Consider the following 21,974-nt stretch of genomic DNA (forward strand, 5'->3'; position numbering starts at 1 on the left):
GGTTTATGGATCGCATACGTTCAACGGCCAGCCGATAAGACGACCCAGATCGCGGGCGCTGAACCAAGGCTGGTGTTTGAGTAGGAGGGCTTGAAGCGGGCGGTTGTGGCGGTGGAAGAGGGTGGGGATATGCGCGGACGTCACCGCGTCAAGTTGATGAGCTTGTACCTTGAGTCTGTCACTGAACATGCTGAACCTCTACGAAGGACTTGGAATAGTGCTAAAGACCAACGTAGAGCGGGCTCAAGAAATCCCAACGGAGCGGCTCGGCATTTCTAAATTTCCGTTCGGTGGAACGGAAAAATTCAGAGTTAATGCTGAAGTCACTGTTTCTACGTTGGGTGTTTCTTAGGCACCGGTGAGTATTATAAAAGCATCATAAAGGATCGGCTGTCAGATTTGCTGAGAAATGAGTGTAAGAAGCCTCTGATTTTAAAAGTTTGATGATTTTCTAATTAATCGCTTTGTTTAAGGTTCTTTAATTTGCGGTCTGCGATTGATTCCTTATTGATAATTACCTGTTTCAGTGCTTCGTTTTTCTTTTCGCCTAAGGCACCGTAATGAATTTCTTTATGACATGTTGGGCAAACGGCGGCCACGAATTTTGGATGATCTAGGCCTCCGTCAGATAACCGGTTTACATGATGGGGTTCCAAATAAGCTTGTCCTGCTTTAGTCACAAAAGGGGCCGGGGTTCCACAACTTTCGCATAACCCTTCTGCGCGCTTTAGGACATAAGCTTTAACATCTTTACTCCGACTATATAGGGTGCGTATGGTTTGCAGCTTATCTTTGTTGAAGTTTGCTATTGTTGCTTCGTAGGCGCGCGCTCGCGAAGCTTCGAATTCGAAGCTTTGGTTGTCTGGTATTAATTTATCTGGTGCGGCTTCTTCATGCTCTAAAAGATGTGATGCGGGAACTAGATTGAATCTAATGATTTTTCTAGTCTCTCCATTTTTATCTGGACCCTCAGCCCAGGAAAGATCCGCGCATACAAACTCTCCTATATATTTCTGTCCTTTTCTTTTTTCAAGAGTTTTAAAAAGATGGATCGCTCGACCAGTCGCGGCATGCTCGCGAATTGCTAGGTTTCCCCGAGTTAAAGTCATGTGGCCAACCTGGCCCTCTCCTGTGTATGAGTAAACTCCGCTTTCGTCCATCTCATCCACATAACCATACTGTTCGCCCGACGACCCCGTAAATAAGAAAATGGCAGGTGACTTATCTGAAGGTGCTATTCCGCTTTGAGAGCTACCTCCAAAGGGATCATGAATTTCAGATCGCCTATCATATATCTCGCCTTTTACGAACTCAGGTTTTGGTGCGCTCCGTAAATCTATGACCTTAAACCCACGGGCTCGAAGATAGCCGTTCGTCGGCATACCTCGGGTGAAATCTTTAACCGCCATATCTGTCGCTAGCGATACAATTTCTTTTGCAGGATACGATTTGCCTTCTACTAGGATGGCAAATTTGTGTGATCCGTTGGAATCCCATGCGGCCCACCCAGGCTGAAGTCTGAATTCTGTGTCGAATTTTCTCAGAGCTCGTTCAATTGCTTTTTTTTCAACCGCGGGGATCGCCATTTCGTCGTCCTTGTAGGAAAAATCTCCTGTGACTGTACGAAATGAGTGAGGCGGATGACTATCACTATTAGCCTTGAGAGCAAAATTTATTTAAGTTTTTTCCATAAAAAAGGTCGCCTATTGGCGACCTTTTTGTTAACGAGCTGCCTGTCTAGAATCAATCCCAGCTCAACGCCCCACCTGTCTGATACTCAATAACTCTCGTCTCGAAGAAGTTCTTCTCTTTCTTCAAGTCCATGATCTCGCTCATCCATGGGAACGGGTTGGTGGTGCCTGGGTACTCTTCCTTCAGACCGATCTGGCTCAGGCGACGGTTGGCGATGAACTTGAGGTAGTCCTCCATCATCGCTGCGTTCATGCCCAGTACGCCGCGTGGCATGGTGTCACGGGCGTATTCGATTTCCAGTTGGGTGCCTTGCAGGATCATCTGCGTGGCTTCTTCTTTCATCTCGGCATCCCACAGGTGCGGGTTTTCGATTTTGATCTGGTTGATCACATCGATGCCGAAGTTCAGGTGCATGGATTCGTCGCGCAGGATGTACTGGAACTGCTCGGCGACGCCGGTCATTTTGTTGCGACGGCCCATGGACAGGATCTGGGTGAAGCCGCAGTAGAAGAAGATGCCTTCCAGAACGCAGTAGTAGGCGATCAGGTTGCGCAGCAGTTCCTTGTCGGTTTCGACGGTGCCGGTTTCGAACTTCGGATCGGAGATCGAACGGGTGTACTTCAGGCCCCAGGCGGCTTTCTTCGCGACCGATGGAATCTCGTGGTACATGTTGAAGATCTCGCCTTCATCCATGGCCAGCGATTCGATGCAGTACTGGTAAGCGTGGGTGTGGATCGCTTCCTCAAAGGCCTGGCGCAGAATGTACTGGCGGCACTCCGGGTTGGTGATCAGGCGGTAAACGGCCAGGACCAGGTTGTTGGCAACCAGCGAGTCGGCGGTGGAGAAGAAGCCCAGGTTGCGCATGACGATACGACGCTCGTCGTCGGTCAGACCTTCCGGGTTTTTCCAGAGGGCGATGTCGGCGGTCATGTTGACTTCTTGCGGCATCCAGTGGTTTGCGCAACCGTCCAGATACTTCTGCCAGGCCCAGTCGTACTTGAAGGGTACGAGCTGGTTCAGGTCGGCGCGGCAGTTGATCATCATCTTTTCGTCAACGGCAACGCGAGCGCTGGCGCCTTCGAGTTCGGCCAGGCCTTCGGCGACGTCCAGTGCGTCCAGCGCTTTCTTGGCGCGGATCAGGGCTGCGGAGTCGTTGGCGGTAACGGCACGTGCTTCCTGGGCCGCTGCGCCACCGGCGCTGTCGAGGCGGTCCATGTTGGCTTCGTTGGCGTGACCGGCGTTGGCCGCTTTGGCAACTACTTCGCCGTCTTCTTTATCGAATTCGTCCCAGCTCAGCATGGTGATGAGGCTCCCGCTTGAGGACCGCCGTAGCGATCTTGGTTAGATTTTAAGGTGTGAAGTGCCCACGTCGTCGGGTCGAAAACGCAGGTACTGAAATTGAGGCTGTCTTTGATGCTGCGATTGACCGGTTATGAACGTGTCGGTCGTCCGCTCGGTTTGCTGCCGTGGCAATGCCCTACAGGCGAGCAAAGCGAGTGATCTGGGTTGCTTTGAGGTGATGCAATTTTGCTGGTGCAAATTGTCATTCGAGTACCCTGAAGCGAGCGCGGGATTATACAGATTTTGCCCGACACTTGTTGAACCGAACGTAGATTTCGGTGGGTGATTCACGCTTTTTTCTCGTCGGCTTCAGCATCGGTTTACGCGAGGCTGAAGGCTGCAGGAAACTCGCTTGAATCCCTTATCTAGTGTTTTTTACATTTAGAAACGCAGCATATAGTGCCGGTGGGTTTTGGGCAACAGCGGTGCGTTGTCGCACATTAGGCAGGTTTTCACCGGTTCATAACCGGGAGATTTTCTGGGCGTGGCGGCTGCCGGGCTTCTTGGCGTGATGAGGTGTTCGAGGGGATGATTTGCGGTCTTTCTCGGTGCTGATTCTAGCGGCGAATTTATGATGGAATCGACGAGCGGTTCAGTTCTCAGGCGAGATAGGTTTTCCAATGCAGCGTTCGAATACATGGATAAGCGCGCCGTATTCGCAATGTACGGCATCGATATTCGCTTGCGTCCACTCCTCGGCCTCGACTGCCCACCAGCTAATGTCGTAGCCAACGTTCATGATGAGATGTTCAAACAGAACTCGTTGAGCTCTGCCGTTTTCTTCCCTGAAAGGGTGAATGACATTGAGGTCACCGAATGCCTCGGCGCTGGCTTTCACAAGCTCATCCCGTTCCAGCTCTTGAAACCAGTGTGCTTTGGCAAGAGACGCAAATAGTTTTGTAGCTTCAGGCTCAATGCGAGTCGTCGTGCAAAAACGGGTGTCGCCTTTGGATAGGTCTACCGTGCGCAGCTCCCCTGACCAGCCCCGTATTTATCGAGCATCAGGCCTGTTTGTTAAGGTAGGTTTTTAACAGCTCTTCTCGGGTTGGAAGAGGGCGTTCGACATCGAGTGGCGTGCTGTCGTAGCCTTCCAAGCGCAAGCTGGCTGCATAATTGGATCGGCGTACTTTTGCAAAGTGAGCTTTTTTTGCCTGAACCGAGAGCGACGGCATGATTGAAACTCTGATTTTGTAGAACCGTAAGTTTAGCCAAAAAATGAGGCATGTTGGAGGCCAGGTGATCAGAAACCTTTGCAACAGCAAACAACGACCGGACAGGGGGGCTTGGCTTCCACGATGATCGACACTCTGACAGAGACCGACAACGCGCATCTGCACGATCAAACCGATTTCAGCCACACAACAAAAAGCCCCTGAAAAGGGGCTTTTTGTTTACTGCCGTACAGGACTCAGATGCTCAGCCTTATTGGCAAGCCTCGCAATCCGGCTCGTCAATGGCGCACGCCTTTGGAACCGGTGCAGGACCTGCCGGTGCGGCTTCGGTCGGGCGTGGGGCGGTGATGGCCGAGTCGTCCGGGCCGTGACCGCCGCTCGATACGGCGTTGAGCTTGCCGGTGTTGACGGTCGACTTCTCGGTGCTGGTCGCCGCCAGGGCACGGAGGTAGTAAGTGGTTTTCAGACCACGGTACCAGGCCATGCGGTAGGTCACGTCCAGCTTCTTGCCCGATGCGCCAGCGATGTACAGGTTCAGCGACTGAGCCTGGTCGATCCACTTCTGACGACGGCTTGCCGCGTCGACGATCCACTTGGTGTCCACTTCGAAGGCGGTCGCATAAAGCTCTTTGAGCTCCTGCGGGATGCGCTCGATCTGCTGTACCGAACCGTCGTAGTACTTCAGGTCGTTGATCATGACCGAGTCCCACAGATCGCGTGCCTTGAGGTCGCGAACCAGGTACGGGTTGATTACGGTGAATTCGCCCGACAGGTTCGATTTCACGTACAGGTTCTGGTAGGTCGGTTCGATCGACTGCGACACGCCGGTGATGTTGGCGATGGTGGCGGTCGGTGCGATGGCCATGATGTTCGAGTTGCGGATACCTTTCTGTACGCGGGCACGAACCGGCGCCCAGTCCAGGGTTTCCTTCAGGTCGACATCGATGTACTTCTCGCCGCGCTGCTCAATCAGGATCTGTTGCGAGTCCAGCGGCAGGATGCCCTTGGACCACAGCGAACCCTGGAACGTCTCGTACGCGCCACGCTCATCGGCCAGGTCGCAGGAGGCCTGGATGGCGTAGTAGCTGACCGCTTCCATCGACGTGTCGGCGAACTGCACCGCAGCATCGGAACCGTACGGGATGTGTTGCAGGTACAGCGCGTCCTGGAAGCCCATGATGCCCAGGCCGACCGGACGGTGGCGCAGGTTGGAGTTCTTGGCCTGCGGCACGGAGTAGTAGTTGATGTCGATCACGTTATCGAGCATGCGCACGGCGACGTCGACGGTGCGCTTGAGCTTGTCGGTGTCCAGTTTGCCGTTGAAGATGTGATTGGGCAGGTTGATCGAGCCCAGGTTGCAGACTGCGATCTCGTCCTTGTTGGTGTTCAGTGTGATCTCGGTGCACAGGTTCGAGCTGTGAACCACGCCCACGTGCTGCTGCGGGCTGCGCAGGTTGCACGGATCCTTGAAGGTCAGCCACGGGTGGCCGGTTTCGAACAGCATCGAGAGCATCTTGCGCCACAGATCCTTGGCCTGGATGGTCTTGAACAGCTTGATCTTGCCTGGGTACTCGGTCAGTGCTTCGTAGTACTCGTAACGTTCCTGGAAGGCTTTGCCGGTCAGGTCGTGCAGGTCCGGTACTTCGGAAGGCGAGAACAGGGTCCACGGGCCATCGTCGAAGACGCGCTTCATGAACAGGTCAGGGATCCAGTTGGCGGTGTTCATGTCGTGGGTACGACGACGGTCATCACCGGTGTTCTTGCGCAGCTCGATGAACTCTTCGATGTCCATGTGCCAGGTTTCCAGGTAGGCACACACAGCGCCCTTGCGCTTGCCGCCCTGGTTGACCGCAACGGCGGTGTCGTTGACCACTTTCAGGAACGGCACGACGCCTTGCGACTTGCCGTTGGTGCCCTTGATGTAGGAGCCCAGCGCACGAACCGGCGTCCAGTCGTTGCCCAGACCGCCTGCGAATTTGGACAGCATGGCGTTGTCGTGGATCGCGTGGTAGATGCCCGACAGGTCATCCGGCACGGTGGTCAGGTAGCAGCTGGACAGCTGTGGACGCAGGGTGCCGGCGTTGAACAGCGTCGGGGTCGACGACATGTAGTCGAAGGACGACAGCAGGTTGTAGAACTCGATGGCGCGGTCTTCACGGGCTTTCTCTTCGATGGCGAGGCCCATGGCCACGCGCATGAAGAAGATCTGCGGCAGTTCGAAACGCACGCCATCCTTGTGGATGAAGTAACGGTCGTAAAGGGTCTGCAGGCCCAGGTATGTGAACTGCTGATCGCGCTCGTGGTTGATCGCCTTGCCCAGCTTCTCGAGGTCGAACTCGGCCAGCACAGGGTTGAGCAGTTCGAACTTGATACCGGCCTCGACGTAAGCAGGCAGTGCCTTGGCGTACAGGTCGGCCATTTCGTGGTGAGTGGCGCTCTCGGCCACTTGCAGGAAGCTCAGGCCTTCGGCACGCAGGGTGTCCATCAGCAGGCGGGCGGTCACGAACGAATAGTTCGGCTCACGCTCGACCAGTGTACGGGCGGTCATGACCAGCGCAGTGTTGACGTCTTTCAGCGCAACGCCGTCGTACAGGTTCTTTAGGGTTTCGTTCTGGATCAGCGCGGCGTCGACTTCTTCCAGACCTTCGCACGCTTCGGTGACGATGGTGTTCAGACGACCCATGTCCAGCGGCGCGAAGCTACCGTCGGCGCGGGTGATGCGGATCGACGGATGAGCCTGAACTTCGGCTTCCGGTGCACGAACGGCGCGTTCCTTGGCACGCGAGTCACGGTAGATGACGTAGTCACGAGCGACTTTCTGCTCGCCGGCACGCATCAGGGCCAGTTCGACCTGGTCCTGAATTTCTTCGATGTGGATGGTGCCGCCCGAAGGCATGCGACGCTTGAAGGTCGCAGTGACCTGTTCGGTCAGACGGGCAACGGTGTCGTGGATGCGCGACGAGGCGGCGGCAGCGCCGCCCTCAACTGCAAGAAACGCCTTGGTGATGGCAACGGTGATCTTGTCATCGGTGTAGGCGACGACAGTGCCGTTACGCTTGATCACGCGCAGTTGACCAGGAGCGGTGGCGGACAGGTCCTGTTGGGCCTGGCCTGACAACGGCGCAGTGGTCGGCGAGTTCTCGCGAGTTGTGTCTGTTTGCATGGGTGTCTCCACGTTCTTTAAGTTTGTTCGGGCATTGCTGCCCACCGTTCCGTTCTGTGACAGTGAGCCGCCAAACGGGCGACTCAATGACTTCAAAACGGAGGTGGAAGCGCAGGTTCACCGCGTCCGGGTTTTGAAGTCAAAAAGGGACTGGGTCATGTGCCCAATCCCTTGAAAATCTGCTGAAGCATGTGCGTTCTATGTTGCAAGACGTGTACCGGGTCGCCTGGATGTAAGCGCGAGCGGTTTGGTTCGCCGAATACGTCTTAAAGTTCAACCCCATAAACGCAAGAAAAATGCTTGAATTTCTCGATTGAGTTGTGCTGGAGTTTTCGCAGAAAACCCTACATGTAGGGTGTCGCTGCAGGTCGGGCTACAAGATAATGCGTTTCGGACATCAATTGCAACGTACGACCTGTGGATAAAGTTGTGAGTACTTTGTGTATGAATCACCCACACCGCGTGTAGGCCGCATGGCTGCTGCGTTGGACCGTTTGTCACTGATTTTTACAGATGTCGTTGGGCCACGGCGGATTTTTGCGGGCGCGAACCCTATCACAAAAAAAACGCTCTGCAAGGGCGATCGGGCATGTCGTGTGCTTTGCCGCGCGGTTGCTACAATCGCCGGAGATACCCGTAGCGTTGCCAAGCCTTAATCCGCGTTCCAATAACAACAAAAGGAAGCCGTCTGTGGAGCCACACACCTGGCAGGTGCTGATTGTCGAGGACGATCAGCGATTGGCAGAACTGACCTGCGACTACCTGCAGAACAACGGGCTGAACGTCAGCATTGAAGGCAATGGCGCACTGGCAGTGCAGCGCATCATCGACGAACAGCCGGATCTGGTAATTCTCGACCTGATGCTGCCCGGTGAAGACGGCTTCAGTATCTGCCGCAGGGTGCGTGACCGTTATGACGGGCCGATCCTGATGCTGACGGCGCGCACCGATGACACCGATCACATTCAGGGGCTGGACACCGGCGCCGATGATTTCGTCTGCAAACCGGTTCATCCACGCGTCCTGTTGGCGCGCATTCATGCCCTGCTGCGCCGCAGTGAAGCACCGCAGGTGCCTGCCGCCGAACTGCGTCGGCTGGTATTCGGCCCGCTGGTGGTGGACAACGCACTGCGCGAGGCCTGGCTGCGTGAGCAGAGCATCGAACTGACCGGTGCCGAGTTCGACCTGTTATGGCTGCTGGTGGCCAACGCCGGACGCACCCTGTCCCGCGAGGAAATCTTCACCGCCCTGCGCGGCGTGGGCTACGACGGGCAAGACCGTTCCATCGACGTGCGCATCTCGCGCATCCGGCCCAAGATCGGCGACGACCCCATCCACCCGCGTCTGATCAAGACCGTGCGCAGCAAGGGCTATCTGTTCGTGCCCGAAGCCGCGCAGGACATGAACGGCTACGTATTCAGCGGCTGACCCTTCATGAATTCGATCTTTCTGCGGGTGTATGGCGGCATGCTCGGCGTGCTGGTGCTGGTGGCGCTGCTCGGCATGCTGGCGCTGCATGTGCTCAATCAAGCGCGTGGCGAGCAGTACCGCGAACGGCTGGCCCACGGCACCTTCACGGTAATGGCCGATAACCTGATTGCGCTTGACGATGTCGAACGCCGCCGTGCGCTGGCGGTCTGGGAGCGGTTGCTGGGTATTCCGCTGAGCCTGCAAAGCGTCGAACAGGCGCACCTGGACAGTGGCGCTCGCAGCCGTCTGGCGCGCGGGCAGGTGGTGGTCGAACAGCTCGGTCCGCATGCGGCGAAGGTCTATCGCCAGTTGAGTGACCGCGAACACCTGCTGCTGACCGGCGAAGTGCAGCAGATCACCGAGCAATTGGCGCGGGCGACGATCTATCTGTTGATCGACGAACTGGTTCGCTTTCCGGTCGATGAACAGCCAGCGCGCTTGCAGGCGTTGCGGGTCGACAAGGGGTTCGGTTTCGACATGCACCTGCTGGCGCTGGATCAGGCCGATCTGGACGATGACCAGCGCCGCCGCATTTATGAAGGCGATACGGTAATGGCGCTGGGCAAAGGTGGCGACTCGATCCGCGTACTGGCCGGGATCGTCGACACCAACTGGGTGCTGGAAATCGGCCCGCTGTATCAGATGAACCCTTATCCGCTGCAATGGCTGGTGATGATTGCCTTGCTGGGCCTGTGTTTCATCGGGTTGGTCGTGTATCTGCTGGTGCGGCGTCTGGAGCGCCGAGTGCAGGCGCTGGAAGCGGCGGCCACGTTGATTGCGCAGGGCAGCCTGCAAACCCGCGTGCCGACCGAGGGTTCGGATTCGGTGGGGCGTCTGGCGGCGGCCTTCAACAGCATGGCCGAGCATTTGCAGCGCTCGCTGATGATCCAGCGCGAACTGGTGCGGGCGGTGTCCCATGAATTGCGCACGCCGGTGGCGCGTTTGCGCTTCGGTCTGGAGATGATCAGCGACGCCACGACCCCCGAGGCGCGCCTCAAGTACATGCGCGGCATGGACAGCGACATTCAGGACCTCGACAAGCTGGTGGATGAAATGCTGACCTATGCGCGTCTGGAGCAGGGCGCGCCGACGCTGAATTTCCAGCGCATCGATCTGGACGCGCTGATCGATCAGGTCATCGCTGAACTGGCCCCGCTGCGTGCGGATGTGCGGGTAGCGCGGGGCGAGTGCAGCACCGCAGCCGAGGGTGAAAGTGCGTGGGTCGAGGCCGAGCCACGCTACTTGCACCGGGCGCTGCAGAATCTGGTCAGCAACGCGATGCGCCACGCCGAGACGCAGGTGTACATCAGCTATCGGCTGGGCCCGCAACGCTGCCGCATCGACGTGGACGACGACGGCCCCGGCGTGCCGGAAGACGCCTGGGAGCAAATATTCACGCCCTTCATGCGCATCGATGACAGCCGCACCCGCGCCTCGGGCGGGCACGGGCTAGGCCTGTCGATCGTGCGGCGCATCATCAACTGGCACGAAGGACGCGCCTTGATCGGCCGCAGCACAACATTGGGTGGCGCCTGCTTCAGCCTGTCCTGGCCCCGCACGCAGGCCCCGCGATGAGGGGCCATGCAGGTTGCAGCGTACTCATCGAGCCGTAGCGATGCGTTTTTCTGGCAGAAGCAGATTTGAGTGCGTGGGTAGCTAACAATCAAGGTATGAGCAGAACCGTTGCCAGATGCTTGAACACGGCGTCGGGCGGAGTTGCAGACATATCGGCGGGGTTTCTGTCTATCGCCAACGAGGCGTAACCATGGGCCGCGCTCCAGGCCAGGACAGTGCGTTGTTCCAGCACTGTCGGGTCAGGTTCTGCACCATTTTGCTGTACCCAGGCGGTGCGAATTGACTGTCGAAGAAGTTGAAGGGCGGCTTCGCTGGATTCCCGAAGTCTGGGTGACGTGCGGGTTGCGCCATCGCTGCCCAGCATGAGCCGAAAATGATGGGGGTAGGTTGTCGCAAACTTCACGTATCCGAGCCCGCATCCCATCATCGGGTCTGCCCGTTCCAACTGAACGGTGCTGATGATTTCAATCATGCGCTCGTAGCCGTCGGCAGCAATCTCGGAAAGCAGATTATCCATTGACCCAAAATGATGGGCAGGTGCCGAGTGGGAAACATTGGCTCGTCGTGCGCACTCACGTAAGGAAAGGCCTCGCACTCCCGACTCTCCGACAATATCCCAAGCCGCCTGGCGCAAAACGGCAGCCAGGTTTCCATGGTGATAGGCGCGAGTGGTGTCTGGTTTCGGCATGGAAACTCCCTACCTAAAATAAAAGTTATATAAGCTTCCTTCAGGCTATCTTGTCAATGACAAGATAGCCTGTTTAAATCCCGGCAGGTCTACTGATCTGCATGAGGAACCTCCATGAAAAAGCCCAGGCACAATTTTCGTATAACGACCCAGCGACGTTTGCTGAAGCTGGCCAGTCGGGTCTCACCGGGCATCACTGGAAGATACCTTGCTCGACGGTTCATCACACCCCAGGCCGCTGGACGTGCAAAGGCCGCATCGGCCCTCGGCTTATCATCGGGGGTGCGCACTGACACGCTGATGCTGGACGGGATCGAGATATCCACCTATCAGTGGGGTGATCCTTCGCACGAACCCTATGTGTTGCTTTCTCATGGATGGTCGAGTTACGCATTGCGCTTCGCTGACTGGGTCCCCGTGCTGAGGTCCATGGGGTACGCGGTGGTCGGTTTTGATCAGCCTGCTCATGGATTGAGCGGCGGGAAAATCAGCCACATGCCGCAGTTTGTCGAGATACTTCAGGGCGTCGGTCGCCATTTTGGAAAACCGGCAGCCTTGATCGGGCACTCTCTGGGCGCCTCGGCTATCGTCTTTGCTCAAGAGAAAGAATGGTGTCCGGAGCGTTTCGTGCTGATCGCGCCGTTCGTGGCGCCAGCAGAGAACGCACTTCAACAATTTGACGCCGCCGGAATTGCGCATCAGGCCTTCGCTCCGTTCGAAGATTACCTGCATGCGCTGACAGGTCGCCGATTCGCTGAATACGATGCTGCTGTGCAACTGCCAGGGTTTGACAGGCCTGCGCTGATTATTCACGACTTGCATGATCGTGAAACTCCATGGGAAAAGGGCGCCCGCTTTGCAAAGCTATGGCCGGGTGCACGCCTTTTCACTACGGAAGGGCTAGGGCACAACCGCCTCATCGACCACCCCTCGGTTATTGATGAGGTGGTCGCCTTTCTTAAGCCGGAAAAACCGCTGCCGGGTTGATGCTCGGCACTTCAAGGCTGATGTTTGCTCACTTGCGAGTCATCAGGAAAATGTCATTGAAGAAGAGGTTGGCGACGTTTGACTCCTGATTCTCACGACTCTGCGAATCCTGAATCCCGTCTTTCCCGTGAAGAGGTGGCGCTTCCCGATCTGCTGCGCGCCGAGCGACTCGACGCGCTGTTGTTGAAGCTCTACGGCCCGGAATTGATGCCCAGCCATCGACCGGTGCTGGTGTCGCAATGGGCCAAGTATTACTTCATGCAGATTATCCCGCCGGTGCTTGCGGCCAGCCTGCAGCACAATCGTCATCACGCGTTGCAACTGGAGCATGTCGCTCTGATGCTGGACGAGCGCGGTATTGCGGTGGGTATCCGGCTTGGGGCCGAGCGTGAGACTGCGCCGCAGGTCCAGTCCGATCCGTTTCAGCGCTTCGCCAGTCTGCTCGACGACAACCTGCAACCGTTCATTACTGCCTTGAGTCGTTACGCCGGGCTGCCCAGCCAGGTGCTGTGGAGCAGCGTCGGCGATACGCTGGAGACCTGTCTGACCCGAATGACCGGATGCAGCGATGCGTCATTGCGCGCCGGGTTTGCGTTGTTGACGACACGCAGACGTCCGGATGGTCGGGTCAATCCGCTGTTTCAGACGGTGACTTACAGCGTGCAGCCCGACGTTGCCGCGCCGCGCAGGCAACGCAAGGCATGTTGCCTGAGTTATCAGGTCGAGTGGGTCGGGCGGTGCGAGCATTGCCCGCTGCCCGTTTGATCACGCCGGGACGGCAATCAGGCTCAGCAGATGGTCGTCCTGCACGCTGAACTGACCGTCCAGCTCCTTGCCTTTGTGCCATTCGCCGGACAGGTCGATCAACAGGCGCATGCGGGCGCTTCCATCTGCGTTCCACTCCAGCAGCTCGGCGTCTTCGAAGTAGAAACGTTGCTGCACGATGGGATAGAGCGCCTTGAACAGCGCCTCCTTGATCGAGAACGTCAGGGTTACCCGCAAAGCGATCTGGTCGTCCGGCGCTTCGGCCATCGCGGCCATTTCATCGGGCGTAAGGATTTCCTTGGCCAGCCGTGAGGCGCGGTCGTGGCTCAACAGGTTTTCAGTGTCCAGCCCCAGTCCGCGCCACTGTTGCTTGTGCGCGACCACGGCTGCGGCCCAACCGGTGCTGTGGGTGATCGAGCCGCAGATATCCAGCGGCCAGACCGGTGCCCGGTCTTCGCCGATGTCGGGGATGTGCTGGCGGGCATCAAGCCGCTGCAGTGCATCCCTGGCGCAGAGGCGTCCGGCAAGGAATTCGGTCTGGCGCTTGGCGACCGAGCGCTGAATGCTGGCCGGTGTCTGCACGGCGCAGCGCTGAAAATCGCCATCGGCAAGCTTCAGCGGATCGAAACGGCCACTGATCAGCACCGCCCCCGGCACCGCCTTAGGCAGCGGCCAGTGATGGAGCAGTTCGGGGCAACAGGCGGGGAGATGAGGGCGTTCAGTCATGGGCGGCATTCTGCCGGGGCAAGCCGACATGGACAAGTCCACTGGGGCTGGATCTTTACCCATCGTGCCCAGGCTCTGCGCAGGTATGTCATCAGTCAGGCTTTGCAGCCCGACATTTACGGCTACGTCTAAGCCCGGACGCGGAGCATGGGAACGATCAGGGTGAGGCTGCAATGTGATCGTGCCGATGCTCTGCGTCGGCAGCCTTCACTCAGCCAAAGATCTTCTTGAAGAACACTTGCATGTCCGACCATGAACTCTGGTCGGCGGCCTTGTCGTAGCCAATGTCCGGACCCCCGTGTTCGCCGTGGCTCAGGCGGTCGGCGTCGGGGTTGGTGAAGCCGTGTTTGGCGCCGTCGATGCTGACGAATTTGTAATCAGCCTTGGCGTCGTCCATTTCCTTCTTGAACGCCGCAACGTTCTCCGGTGTAACCATGCTGTCCTTGGCACCGTGCTCCACCAGCATGGGCACTTTGATGCCCGGTTTGGCCGGCGTGTTGGTAACCAGCGCGCCGTGGAAGCTCACCACGCCCAGCAACGGCTCGCCGCGACGGGCCGCATCGAGCACGATCTTGCCGCCGAAGCAGTAGCCGACGGCCGCGATTTTCGCAGGATCGGTCTGTGGCTGTTTCTTCAACTGTTCGAGCCCGGCATCGAAACGCTTGTCAGCCGCGTTACTGTCTTTCAGTGCGGCCTGCATGAACGCCATGGCATCTTTCGGGTGCTCGGTGTTCTTGCCGTCGCCGTACATGTCGATGGCCATGGCGCTGTAGCCCAACGCGGCCAGGTCACGGGCGCGACGCTTGGCGTACTCGTTCAACCCCCACCATTCATGCACCACCAGAACCCCAGGGCGCGGGCCTTTTATCGCGTCGTCATAAGCGTAGTAGCCCACCAGTTTAGTGCCGTCGGCACTCTTGTAATCGACCTGCCCGGTCTTGATTGCCGCCTGGGCAAGCCCCGCAAGGCCCATCATGATCACTGTCATCAACACACGCATGTTCAGCTCCTTCTTGGGTGGGTTGTCGCGTTGAAGGGCAAAGATAGCCGATTCCGCACCGTTCAGCGCAGGTTCATGCAGCGTTCAGTCGGGGTTCAGCGCGGCGCGATTACTGTTGGCTCGTACCTTGACAGCGTCCCCGAGCGCAAAAGGAGTCCTTATGCTGAGCCTCAACAAGTTTTTCCTGGCGTTGGCTTTTCTAGGTGGCAGTGCCGCGGCACAAGCGGGTGATGGCAGGCTTGAGCTGACGCGCATCGAGCTCGGTAAAACCGAAAGGCTCGATGAGTCCAGTGGCTGGGCGCATGGCTGGAGTCATGAACTGGGCCGGCAAGGCCTGGACAGCGTGGCGATGGGGACGCAGTGGTCGCCGCCGGTTTACGGCGCGGTGTCGGGCACCCACAATGGTATGCCCGTCAGCCGCGAGCTCTTGCTCGGCAGCTATGATGTAAGACAGTCTGTGCCCGTCAGCGCCCGACTGTGGAGTACCGATGCGACGATGTCGTTTCATTCGATGTCTTGACTATGTCTTGAGGCCGGGGCTGTGCCTGGGAGGGCTGCATGAAGTTGTTGGTGGTTGAGGATGAAGCGCTGTTGCGACATCACTTGCGGACCCGTCTGACCGAAGCGGGGCATGTGGTCGAAGCGGTGGCCAATGCCGAAGAGGCGTTGTATCAGGTGGCCCAGTTCAATCATGACCTGGCTGTGATCGATCTTGGCCTGCCCGGCATCGGCGGGCTGGACCTGATCCGTCAGTTGCGTGCCCTGGGCAAGGCATTTCCTGTCCTGATCCTGACGGCACGTGGCAACTGGCAGGACAAGGTCGAAGGGCTGGCCGCCGGTGCTGACGATTACGTGGTCAAACCCTTCCAGTTCGAAGAGCTGGATGCGCGGCTCAACGCCTTGTTGCGCCGGTCCAGCGGGTTCATTCAGTCCACGATCACCGCAGGTCCGCTGTTGCTGGACCTCAACCGCAAGCAGGCGGCGCTGTCCGAGCAGCCGCTGGCGCTGACCGCCTATGAATACCGGATTCTCGAATACCTGATGCTCCATCATCAACAGGTGGTGCCCAAGGAACGGCTGATGGAGCAGTTGTACCCCGACGATGACGAACGCGATCCGAACGTCATCGAGGTGCTGGTCGGCCGTCTGCGCCGCAAGCTGGACGGCAACCTGGCGTTCAAACCCATCGAAACCGTGCGCGGCATGGGCTACCTGTTCACTGAGCGCTGTACGTGATTCGCTCGCTTCGCCTGCGCCTGATGCTGGGCGCTGCGACCCTGGCGGTCATTTTCATGCTGCTGATGCTGCCTGCCTTGCAGAGTGCCTTCAGCCTGGCGTTGCGTGGCGCCATCGAACAGCGGCTGGCGTCGGACGTCACCACGATGATCTCGGCGGCGCGGGTCGAGGACGATCACCTGTTGATGCCGTCCCTGTTGCCCGGCGAGCAATTCAACCTGCCGGGCAGCCGGCTGATGGGCTACATCTATAACCGTCAGGGGCAGATGGTCTGGCGTTCGTTGTCCACCGAAGCGATCGACATCGATTACCGCCCAAGCTACGACGGGCAGGGCAGTCAATTCACCAAGATCAAGGAAGTCAACGGCGACGAGTACTTCGTTTACGACGTCGAGATTCGCCTGCTGGGTGGGCGCAATGCCGCTTTCAGTATTGTCGCCGTGCAACCGTTGCGCGGTTATCAGGAAACCATCAACGGGTTGCGGCAAAAACTCTATTTCGGCTTTGGCACCGCCTTGCTGGTTCTGCTGGGTCTGTTATGGGGTGGCCTGACCTGGGGGCTGCGTGCGCTCAGGGGGTTGAGCCAGGAACTCGATCAGGTCGAGACCGGTGTGCGCGACAGCCTGAGTGAAAAACACCCCAGCGAACTGCTGCGTTTGACCGACTCGCTCAACCGTCTGCTGCGCAGCGAGCGCGAGCAACGGGCGCGCTACCGTGATTCGCTGGGCGATCTGGCCCACAGCCTGAAAACCCCGTTGGCCGTATTGCAGGGCGTCAGCGAAAACATCGCCAAGCGTCCCGAGGATGTCGAGCAGGCTCGCGTGCTGCAATCGCAGATCGAACGCATGAGTCAGCAGATCGGCTATCAATTGCAACGTGCCAGTCTGCGCAAGAGCGGGCTGGTGCGGCATCACGTCATGCTGCGGCCAGTGGTCGAAAGCCTGTGCAACACGCTGGACAAGGTGTACCGCGACAAGCAGGTCAAGGTCACGCTGGACCTGCCCGAGCAGTGTCAGGTGCACATGGAAGAAGGTGCACTGCTGGAGATGCTCGGCAATCTGCTGGAGAACGCTTATCGGCTGTGCCTGAGCGAGGTCCGCGTCAGTTTCAGCGAATCAGAATCGGGCGACGAACTGTGCGTCGAAGACGACGGTCCCGGCGTGCCGCAGTATCAACGCGCACGGATACTGGAGCGCGGCGAACGCCTTGACCGCCAGAATCCGGGGCAGGGCATCGGACTGGCGGTGGTCAAGGACATCATCGAAAGCTACAGCGCGAAGCTGACCCTGGACGACTCGCCGCTGGGCGGCGCGGCATTCAGGATTCACTTTCTGGCGCAAGGCTGAGTGGCCGGTCGGCCCAGTCTTGGATCAGCACGGCATACAGATCGACGCACTGCAGCAGCTTCTGCACGTCGCAATACTCGTCGACCTTGTGTGCCATGCTCGGCTCTCCCGGGCCGAGAATCAGGGTTGGCGGATAGCCAATGGCTGGCAGCAGCACCGCGGCATCGGTGAAGTAAGGCACGACCTGCGCCTGCAAGGGCGCTTCATGCAATGCCTGGCAGCGTGCAAAAACCTGTCGCACCCAAGGATTGTCGAGATCGGCGCAGACACCGGGCAAGTCAATCAGCGTGCTCAGGTGCGCATCACTGCCCAGGTGCGCCGCCAGTCGCTCGCGAATCTCGTCATGGTCCAGATTGGGCGCGGTGCGCAGATCGAGGGTGAACGCGGCATAATCGGGCACCGAATTGATGTTCAGACCGCCGCTGATGGTGCCCACGTTCAAGGTCGGGTTGCGCATCAACGGGTGGGCAGGGCCCACCTCGAAGGTTTGCGCACGCTCGATATTGCGGGCGGCCAGGTAGATGGCATTGACGCCTTCTTCCGGCATGGCTCCGTGTGCGGTTCGACCGTGACTGGCGCACTGCAACCATAGCGCGCCCTTGTGCCCGAGCACGGGCTGGTTGGCGGTCGGTTCACCCACCAGCAGCGCGCCCAGCTCACCCAGCAAATGAGGAGCGTCGTGGCACATGGCCTTGGCGCCGTCACAGCCGGTTTCTTCACCGCCGGTCAGCAACAGACGAACGCCGGGACCACGCTGAATGGCGGCACGACTGCGCTGGCACGCTACGATGAATGCCGCGATGCCGGCTTTCATGTCGCTGGCACCGCGTCCGTAGAGCAGACCGTCGACGATGTCACCGGCAAACGGTGAGTAACGCCAGCCAGCGTTGCCCAGCGGCACGGTGTCGAGGTGGCCGGTGAAGCCCAGCGGCTTGCCAGGCCCTTCGCCCTCCAGCCAGGCCACCAGATTGAAACGACGCTCGCCAAAGCGCTGCAACTGGCAGGCAAAACCTTGGCGGGTCAGTTGCTCGGCAAGAAACGCAGCGCATTCCTCTTCATCGCCTGGCGGGTTGAGTGTCTCGAACGCCAGCAGGGCGCGGGTCAGGGCAATCGGGTCATCAAGCATGGAAGGCTCCCGTCAGGCGCTGCGTGTCAGCCAGTCGAGGCTGTTGATCCAGAACTGACGGTAGCCGTTCCAGTCGAGAAACGCTTCCGGCAGCCAGTGTTCGGACAGGTCGCTGGTCCATGCCAGAGTACGCCCGGCACCGACTTCACGGGCCGCGAGCAACGGATGGTTTGTGCCTTCCACGGTGGCAAGCAATTGGGCTTGCGGGTGCAACTCCACTTCGTTGTAACCCAGCAGATAAGGCCACTCGCCGTCCAGGCCGCTCAGGATCGGGTGCTCGCCCTTGATTTGCGGCAGAAAACCTTCGGGCACTTCAACGCGATCGTCGTAAGGCAGGCAACGCACCGGCAGCACTTCTTCCACTGCCGTGCCGCGATAGCGTGCGCCACCGTTGATGCCCTGAAAGCTGAAGTAACCGCCGACCATCATCAGCGCGCCACCTTGCAGCACGTAATCACGCAAGGCCTTGAGGCGGTTGGGCGTGCGTCGGCCGCGCAGCCAGGTGTCGGGATGCAGCAGCAGCGTATTGGCCCCGATGTCGGAAAGGATGACCGCTTCATAACGGTTCAGGTCTTCGACGGAGGCCGGAAAGTCTGTCTGCGCCTGATCGGCACACATTTGCGTGATCTGATAATCGCTGTCGGCCATGACCGACAGCAAGCGCCGGGCGCCGTTGTGGGCGGTGACACTGTCGAACTGGTCGAAGCCCTTGATGTGGGTCGACGTGCTGACCCAGGATTCGCCAGCCAGTAATACGGACTTTTTCATGGTGAGTATTCCTTTGCAGTGAAAATGGACCTAGAAGCCGCGCTGGAACACCCGGCGCGGGTTATCGATCAAGAGGGTTTCCAGTTGCTCGCCGGTGACGCCGTGACGGCGCAGGCGCGGGACGAAATGTTTGAGCAGGTAGCCGTAGCCATGTCCGCCGTAGCGGGTCAGCATGGTTTTCAGAAAAACATCCTGAGACAACAGCACGCGTGAGCCGAATCCGCGCTCGAGCAGCGCAACGATGGCGCGGGCGTTTTCCTCATCGCCGGGCGACTGGGCGTGCTCGTCCGCGAAGTAATAGCTCATGCCGATCATGTCGTATTCGAGAAACGCGCCGCGCTCGGCCAGTGCATGCTGGTATGCGGGGTCGCTGTGGCTGGGGTTCATGTGGCACAGCACGGTATGCCTCGGGTCGGCGCCTTCTGCCTCGACGATGTCCAGTACCCGATGGCCCAGACGCTCCCAGCCAGGCAAATGCACCGAAAGCGGCACACCGGTGGCGGCACTGGCGCGGGCGGCTGCGCGCAATGACTTTTCTTCGTTCGGGGTGAAGGCGGCAGACACGCCGATTTCACCGATCAGCCCGGCGATCACCTCAGGTTTTTCTTCGCCGCCGCCCACGTCATGGATGATCTGCTCTGTCAGTTGCTCGAGCGACTGCTCGTGCACGTACCTGGGGTGCGACGGTTCGAGGTAGAACCCTGCGCCCATGATGATGTTCAGGCCGGTAGTGCGGGCAATGCGCTGCAAGGCTTTCGGGTCGCGGCCGATGCCCAGGTTCGTCGGATCGACCACGGTTTCGCCGCCCAGCGCACGGTATTTCGACAGCTCCTCGCAGGCCAGATCGACATCGAACAACTGGCAGTTGTCACGGCTGACCAGCGGGTTCATATACAGCTCGCCCAGCAGCTCGATGCTCACCGGGCGCTCGGCCAGATGGCGTTCGCCGCAGCAACTGGGTGGAACCCACTTGCCCGAAGCATCCAGCAGGATGTGTTCGTGCATCAGGGTCACGCCGAGACGGTCGACGGGAATGGGGCCGAGCACGCTCATGGCGTGGCCGCTGTCGACGCCGACCGGCAGCGGTGACGGGTGACGAAACAGGCTCATGCTCCGGCCCTCCCGAGTGGCCGACCGGTGCGCAGGATGCGCGTATTCAGCCAGATGGCCAGCAGCACGATCAGGCCGGTGGCGATTTGCGTGTAGAACGGTGAAATGTGCGCCAGGATCAGACCGTTCTTGATGGCGGCCATGGTCAGCACCCCGAGCAAGGTGCCGACGATGGTGCCGAAACCGCCGAACAGGCTGGTGCTGCCCAGCACCACGGCTGCGATCACTTCCAGTTCGAAACCTTCACCCTGGTTGGACGAACCGCTGCCCAGCCGTGCAGTGACAATCATGCCCGCGAGTGCCGCCGCCATGCCGCTGAGCATGTACACCCGCAGCAGCACACCGCGGTGGTTCACGCCCGCGCGACGTACGCTTTCGGCATTGGCGCCGATGCCGGTGAGGTAACGCCCGAAGCGCATCTTGCCAAGCATCAACGCGCCGCCAAGCGCCACCAGCAAGGCCAGCCAGGCGGCTAGCGGCACGCCGAGAAACCAGCCGCGACCCAGGGCCAGAAACAGCGTCTCTTCACGGGGCACGGGAATCGAATAGCCTTGTGTCAGCAGCATGGCCATACCGCGAATGATCGTCAGCGTGGCCAGGGTGACGATGAACGCCGGGATCCCCGCGTAGGCAATGAAATAACCGTTCATGGCCCCGATGAGTGCTCCAACGCCCAGCCCGCCGAGCAGCACCACCGGCCACGGCAGGTGCCAGACGTTGAGTGCCATCGCCGCGAGCGCACCGACCAGGGCCAGCGTCGAGCCGACCGACAGATCAATGCCACCTGTGGTGACCACCAGCGTCATTGCCACGGCAACGATCAGCAACGGTGCGTTCTGGCGGATGACATTGAGCAGGTTGGCGCTGCTCAGGAAGTTGTCCGTCACCACGGTGAACAGCACGAAGCACAGGGCGAAAAACAGACCGATACTGACTACGCCGGGAAAGTCATGCGCCAGACGTTTGAGCGGCGACTGATGCAAAATGCGTTGGCGCGTGAGGTCGAGTGTGTTCATGGGTTCATGTCCTCTCAGGCACAGGCGGAACGGGCGCTGAATTTGTGCCCGACGATGAGTTCGACGACTTCGTTGAGGTCGGTGTCTGCAATCCGTCGCTCTGCCAGGTTGGTGCCGTCGTACATCACCATGAGGCGGTCGCAGACCAGAAACAGGTCCTGCAGCCGGTGCGTGATCAGGATCACGCTCACCCCCTGGCGACTGATGGTGCGGATCAACTCCAGCACCGCTTCGACTTCTGCCACCGCGAGCGCCGCAGTGGGTTCATCCATGATCAGCACCTTGGGCCCGAACGCGGCGGCCCTGGCGATCGCAACGGCCTGGCGCTGGCCGCCGGACAGGTGCCGGACTTGCGCACGGGTGTCCGGAATGGTGATGCCCAGCGCTTCGAGAATCTGCCGTGCTTCCAGGTGCATGCGTTTCTCGTCGAGCAACGGCACGCCCAGCACCCGACGCATCGGCTCGCGACCCATGAACAGATTACCGGCCACATCCACCGTGTCGCACAGCGACAGGTCCTGATAGACCATCTGGATATGGCAGCGCTGCGCATCGGCCGGACCGCTGAAGCTGACGTCTTCGCCATCGATGGCGATGCGGCCGCTCGTGGGCAGTTCGGCCCCGGAAAGAATCTTGGTCAGAGTCGACTTGCCGGCACCGTTGTCGCCCACCAGGCCCAACACTTCGCCGGGCTGCAATAGCAGGTCGACGCCGCGCAGCGAGGCGATCGAGCCGTAATGTTTGGTGATGCCAGTCATCTGCACTCGAGGCACTGCGTCAGGCGTAAGCATAC

The 21,974-nt window shown here is 59.2% G+C and carries 19 protein-coding genes and 2 pseudogenes; 7 read left to right on the forward strand and 14 right to left on the reverse strand.

What is annotated here, in order from left to right:
• Positions 1-18: 18 nt before the first annotated feature.
• The 6 genes and pseudogenes from BZK31_RS30145 to BZK31_RS19505 all read right to left on the reverse strand — a co-directional run.
• A pseudogene (locus BZK31_RS30145) lies at positions 19-189 on the reverse strand (phage antirepressor protein); the annotation flags it as partial.
• Between the two features lie 266 nt (positions 190-455).
• A complete protein-coding gene (locus BZK31_RS19490; protein WP_083184588.1) occupies positions 456-1,586 on the reverse strand; it encodes an HNH endonuclease in 1,131 nt (376 codons plus the stop codon).
• A 157-nt stretch (positions 1,587-1,743) separates the two neighbouring features.
• The gene (locus BZK31_RS19495) at positions 1,744-2,991 is read right to left on the reverse strand and encodes a ribonucleotide-diphosphate reductase subunit beta (protein ID WP_004887325.1); all 1,248 of its coding nucleotides are present in this window, start codon (positions 2,989-2,991) and stop codon (positions 1,744-1,746) included.
• A gap of 634 nt (positions 2,992-3,625) precedes the next feature.
• Entirely contained in the window at positions 3,626-4,024 is a 399-nt protein-coding gene (locus BZK31_RS19500) for a Fic/DOC family protein (protein WP_341865299.1), read from the reverse strand.
• A gap of 10 nt (positions 4,025-4,034) precedes the next feature.
• On the reverse strand, positions 4,035-4,205 hold the full coding sequence (locus tag BZK31_RS29075; protein ID WP_087881681.1) for a YhfG family protein: 171 nt from the start codon (positions 4,203-4,205) through the stop codon (positions 4,035-4,037).
• A 250-nt stretch (positions 4,206-4,455) separates the two neighbouring features.
• Positions 4,456-7,368 (reverse strand): ribonucleoside-diphosphate reductase subunit alpha, encoded by a 2,913-nt coding sequence (locus tag BZK31_RS19505; RefSeq protein ID WP_083184591.1) that lies wholly within the window; start codon positions 7,366-7,368, stop codon positions 4,456-4,458.
• Positions 7,369-8,058: 690 nt separating this feature from the next.
• On the opposite strand from BZK31_RS19505, the gene BZK31_RS19510 reads away from it, so the two are divergent.
• Both BZK31_RS19510 and BZK31_RS19515 read left to right on the forward strand, forming a co-directional pair.
• Complete coding sequence (locus tag BZK31_RS19510) at positions 8,059-8,796, forward strand: response regulator (protein WP_083184593.1); 738 nt, start codon at positions 8,059-8,061, stop codon at positions 8,794-8,796.
• 6 nt (positions 8,797-8,802) lie between these two features.
• Entirely contained in the window at positions 8,803-10,413 is a 1,611-nt protein-coding gene (locus tag BZK31_RS19515) for an ATP-binding protein (RefSeq protein ID WP_083184595.1), read from the forward strand.
• 88 nt (positions 10,414-10,501) lie between these two features.
• Here the strand turns inward: BZK31_RS19515 and BZK31_RS19520 are convergent, their stop codons facing one another.
• Positions 10,502-11,101, reverse strand: coding sequence for a TetR/AcrR family transcriptional regulator (locus BZK31_RS19520; RefSeq protein ID WP_083184598.1), 600 nt, complete (start codon positions 11,099-11,101; stop codon positions 10,502-10,504).
• Between the two features lie 114 nt (positions 11,102-11,215).
• On the opposite strand from BZK31_RS19520, the gene BZK31_RS19525 reads away from it, so the two are divergent.
• Both BZK31_RS19525 and fhuF read left to right on the forward strand, forming a co-directional pair.
• A complete protein-coding gene (locus BZK31_RS19525) occupies positions 11,216-12,088 on the forward strand; it encodes an alpha/beta hydrolase (RefSeq protein ID WP_083184600.1) in 873 nt (290 codons plus the stop codon).
• Between the two features lie 78 nt (positions 12,089-12,166).
• Complete coding sequence (gene fhuF / locus BZK31_RS19530) at positions 12,167-12,853, forward strand: siderophore-iron reductase FhuF (RefSeq protein WP_244182708.1); 687 nt, start codon at positions 12,167-12,169, stop codon at positions 12,851-12,853.
• Here the strand turns inward: fhuF and BZK31_RS19535 are convergent, their stop codons facing one another.
• Together BZK31_RS19535 and BZK31_RS19540 are read right to left on the reverse strand one after the other, a co-directional pair.
• Positions 12,854-13,579 carry a 4'-phosphopantetheinyl transferase family protein gene (locus BZK31_RS19535; protein WP_208617214.1) on the reverse strand — a complete coding sequence of 242 codons (726 nt, stop codon included), beginning with the start codon at positions 13,577-13,579 and terminating at the stop codon, positions 12,854-12,856. It lies immediately after the preceding gene.
• A gap of 211 nt (positions 13,580-13,790) precedes the next feature.
• The gene (locus BZK31_RS19540; protein ID WP_083184603.1) at positions 13,791-14,579 is read right to left on the reverse strand and encodes a dienelactone hydrolase family protein; all 789 of its coding nucleotides are present in this window, start codon (positions 14,577-14,579) and stop codon (positions 13,791-13,793) included.
• Between the two features lie 160 nt (positions 14,580-14,739).
• Here BZK31_RS19540 and BZK31_RS19545 point away from each other — a divergent pair, with 160 nt between their 5' ends.
• Genes BZK31_RS19545 through BZK31_RS19555 form a run of 3 tightly spaced genes read left to right on the forward strand, consistent with a single transcriptional unit; the run spans position 14,740 to position 17,161 of the window.
• The gene (locus tag BZK31_RS19545; RefSeq protein WP_083184605.1) at positions 14,740-15,099 is read left to right on the forward strand and encodes a hypothetical protein; all 360 of its coding nucleotides are present in this window, start codon (positions 14,740-14,742) and stop codon (positions 15,097-15,099) included.
• Positions 15,100-15,137: 38 nt separating this feature from the next.
• A complete protein-coding gene (locus BZK31_RS19550; protein ID WP_083184606.1) occupies positions 15,138-15,815 on the forward strand; it encodes a response regulator in 678 nt (225 codons plus the stop codon).
• Entirely contained in the window at positions 15,812-17,161 is a 1,350-nt protein-coding gene (locus BZK31_RS19555) for an ATP-binding protein (RefSeq protein WP_083184608.1), read from the forward strand. Before BZK31_RS19550 ends, BZK31_RS19555 begins: the two co-directional genes overlap by 4 nt.
• On the opposite strand, the gene BZK31_RS19560 is transcribed toward BZK31_RS19555, so the two are convergent.
• The 5 genes and pseudogenes from BZK31_RS19560 to BZK31_RS19580 all read right to left on the reverse strand — a co-directional run bounded on the left by BZK31_RS19560 (position 17,133) and on the right by BZK31_RS19580 (position 21,972).
• Positions 17,133-18,287 (reverse strand): M20 family metallopeptidase, encoded by a 1,155-nt coding sequence (locus BZK31_RS19560; protein ID WP_083184610.1) that lies wholly within the window; start codon positions 18,285-18,287, stop codon positions 17,133-17,135. The genes BZK31_RS19555 and BZK31_RS19560 overlap by 29 nt on opposite strands.
• A 12-nt stretch (positions 18,288-18,299) precedes the next feature.
• Positions 18,300-19,055, reverse strand: coding sequence for a glutamine amidotransferase (locus BZK31_RS19565; RefSeq protein WP_083184611.1), 756 nt, complete (start codon positions 19,053-19,055; stop codon positions 18,300-18,302).
• Positions 19,056-19,062: 7 nt separating this feature from the next.
• Positions 19,063-20,165, reverse strand: a pseudogene (locus BZK31_RS19570) (phosphotriesterase family protein); the annotation flags it as partial.
• Entirely contained in the window at positions 20,162-21,181 is a 1,020-nt protein-coding gene (locus BZK31_RS19575; protein WP_083184615.1) for an ABC transporter permease, read from the reverse strand. The pseudogene BZK31_RS19570 and the gene BZK31_RS19575, both read right to left, overlap by 4 nt.
• A gap of 14 nt (positions 21,182-21,195) precedes the next feature.
• Positions 21,196-21,972, reverse strand: a complete 777-nt coding sequence (locus BZK31_RS19580; protein ID WP_083184617.1) for an ATP-binding cassette domain-containing protein — start codon at positions 21,970-21,972, stop codon at positions 21,196-21,198.
• Positions 21,973-21,974 lie beyond the last annotated feature (2 nt).

Source organism: Pseudomonas floridensis (genome assembly GCF_002087235.1).
Lineage (GTDB): Bacteria > Pseudomonadota > Gammaproteobacteria > Pseudomonadales > Pseudomonadaceae > Aquipseudomonas > Aquipseudomonas floridensis.

Coding starts and splice junctions, on each gene's coding strand:
- BZK31_RS19490 (WP_083184588.1), bottom strand. CDS start 1,586: ATGGCGATCCCCGCGGTTGAAAAAAAAGCAATTGAACGAGCTCTGAGA.
- BZK31_RS19495 (WP_004887325.1), bottom strand. CDS start 2,991: ATGCTGAGCTGGGACGAATTCGATAAAGAAGACGGCGAAGTAGTTGCC.
- BZK31_RS29075 (WP_087881681.1), bottom strand. CDS start 4,205: ATGCCGTCGCTCTCGGTTCAGGCAAAAAAAGCTCACTTTGCAAAAGTA.
- BZK31_RS19505 (WP_083184591.1), bottom strand. CDS start 7,368: ATGCAAACAGACACAACTCGCGAGAACTCGCCGACCACTGCGCCGTTG.
- BZK31_RS19515 (WP_083184595.1), top strand. CDS start 8,803: ATGAATTCGATCTTTCTGCGGGTGTATGGCGGCATGCTCGGCGTGCTG.
- BZK31_RS19520 (WP_083184598.1), bottom strand. CDS start 11,101: ATGCCGAAACCAGACACCACTCGCGCCTATCACCATGGAAACCTGGCT.
- BZK31_RS19525 (WP_083184600.1), top strand. CDS start 11,216: ATGAAAAAGCCCAGGCACAATTTTCGTATAACGACCCAGCGACGTTTG.
- BZK31_RS19535 (WP_208617214.1), bottom strand. CDS start 13,579: ATGACTGAACGCCCTCATCTCCCCGCCTGTTGCCCCGAACTGCTCCAT.
- BZK31_RS19540 (WP_083184603.1), bottom strand. CDS start 14,579: ATGCGTGTGTTGATGACAGTGATCATGATGGGCCTTGCGGGGCTTGCC.
- BZK31_RS19545 (WP_083184605.1), top strand. CDS start 14,740: ATGCTGAGCCTCAACAAGTTTTTCCTGGCGTTGGCTTTTCTAGGTGGC.
- BZK31_RS19550 (WP_083184606.1), top strand. CDS start 15,138: ATGAAGTTGTTGGTGGTTGAGGATGAAGCGCTGTTGCGACATCACTTG.
- BZK31_RS19560 (WP_083184610.1), bottom strand. CDS start 18,287: ATGCTTGATGACCCGATTGCCCTGACCCGCGCCCTGCTGGCGTTCGAG.
- BZK31_RS19565 (WP_083184611.1), bottom strand. CDS start 19,055: ATGAAAAAGTCCGTATTACTGGCTGGCGAATCCTGGGTCAGCACGTCG.
- BZK31_RS19575 (WP_083184615.1), bottom strand. CDS start 21,181: ATGAACACACTCGACCTCACGCGCCAACGCATTTTGCATCAGTCGCCG.
- BZK31_RS19580 (WP_083184617.1), bottom strand. CDS start 21,972: ATGCTTACGCCTGACGCAGTGCCTCGAGTGCAGATGACTGGCATCACC.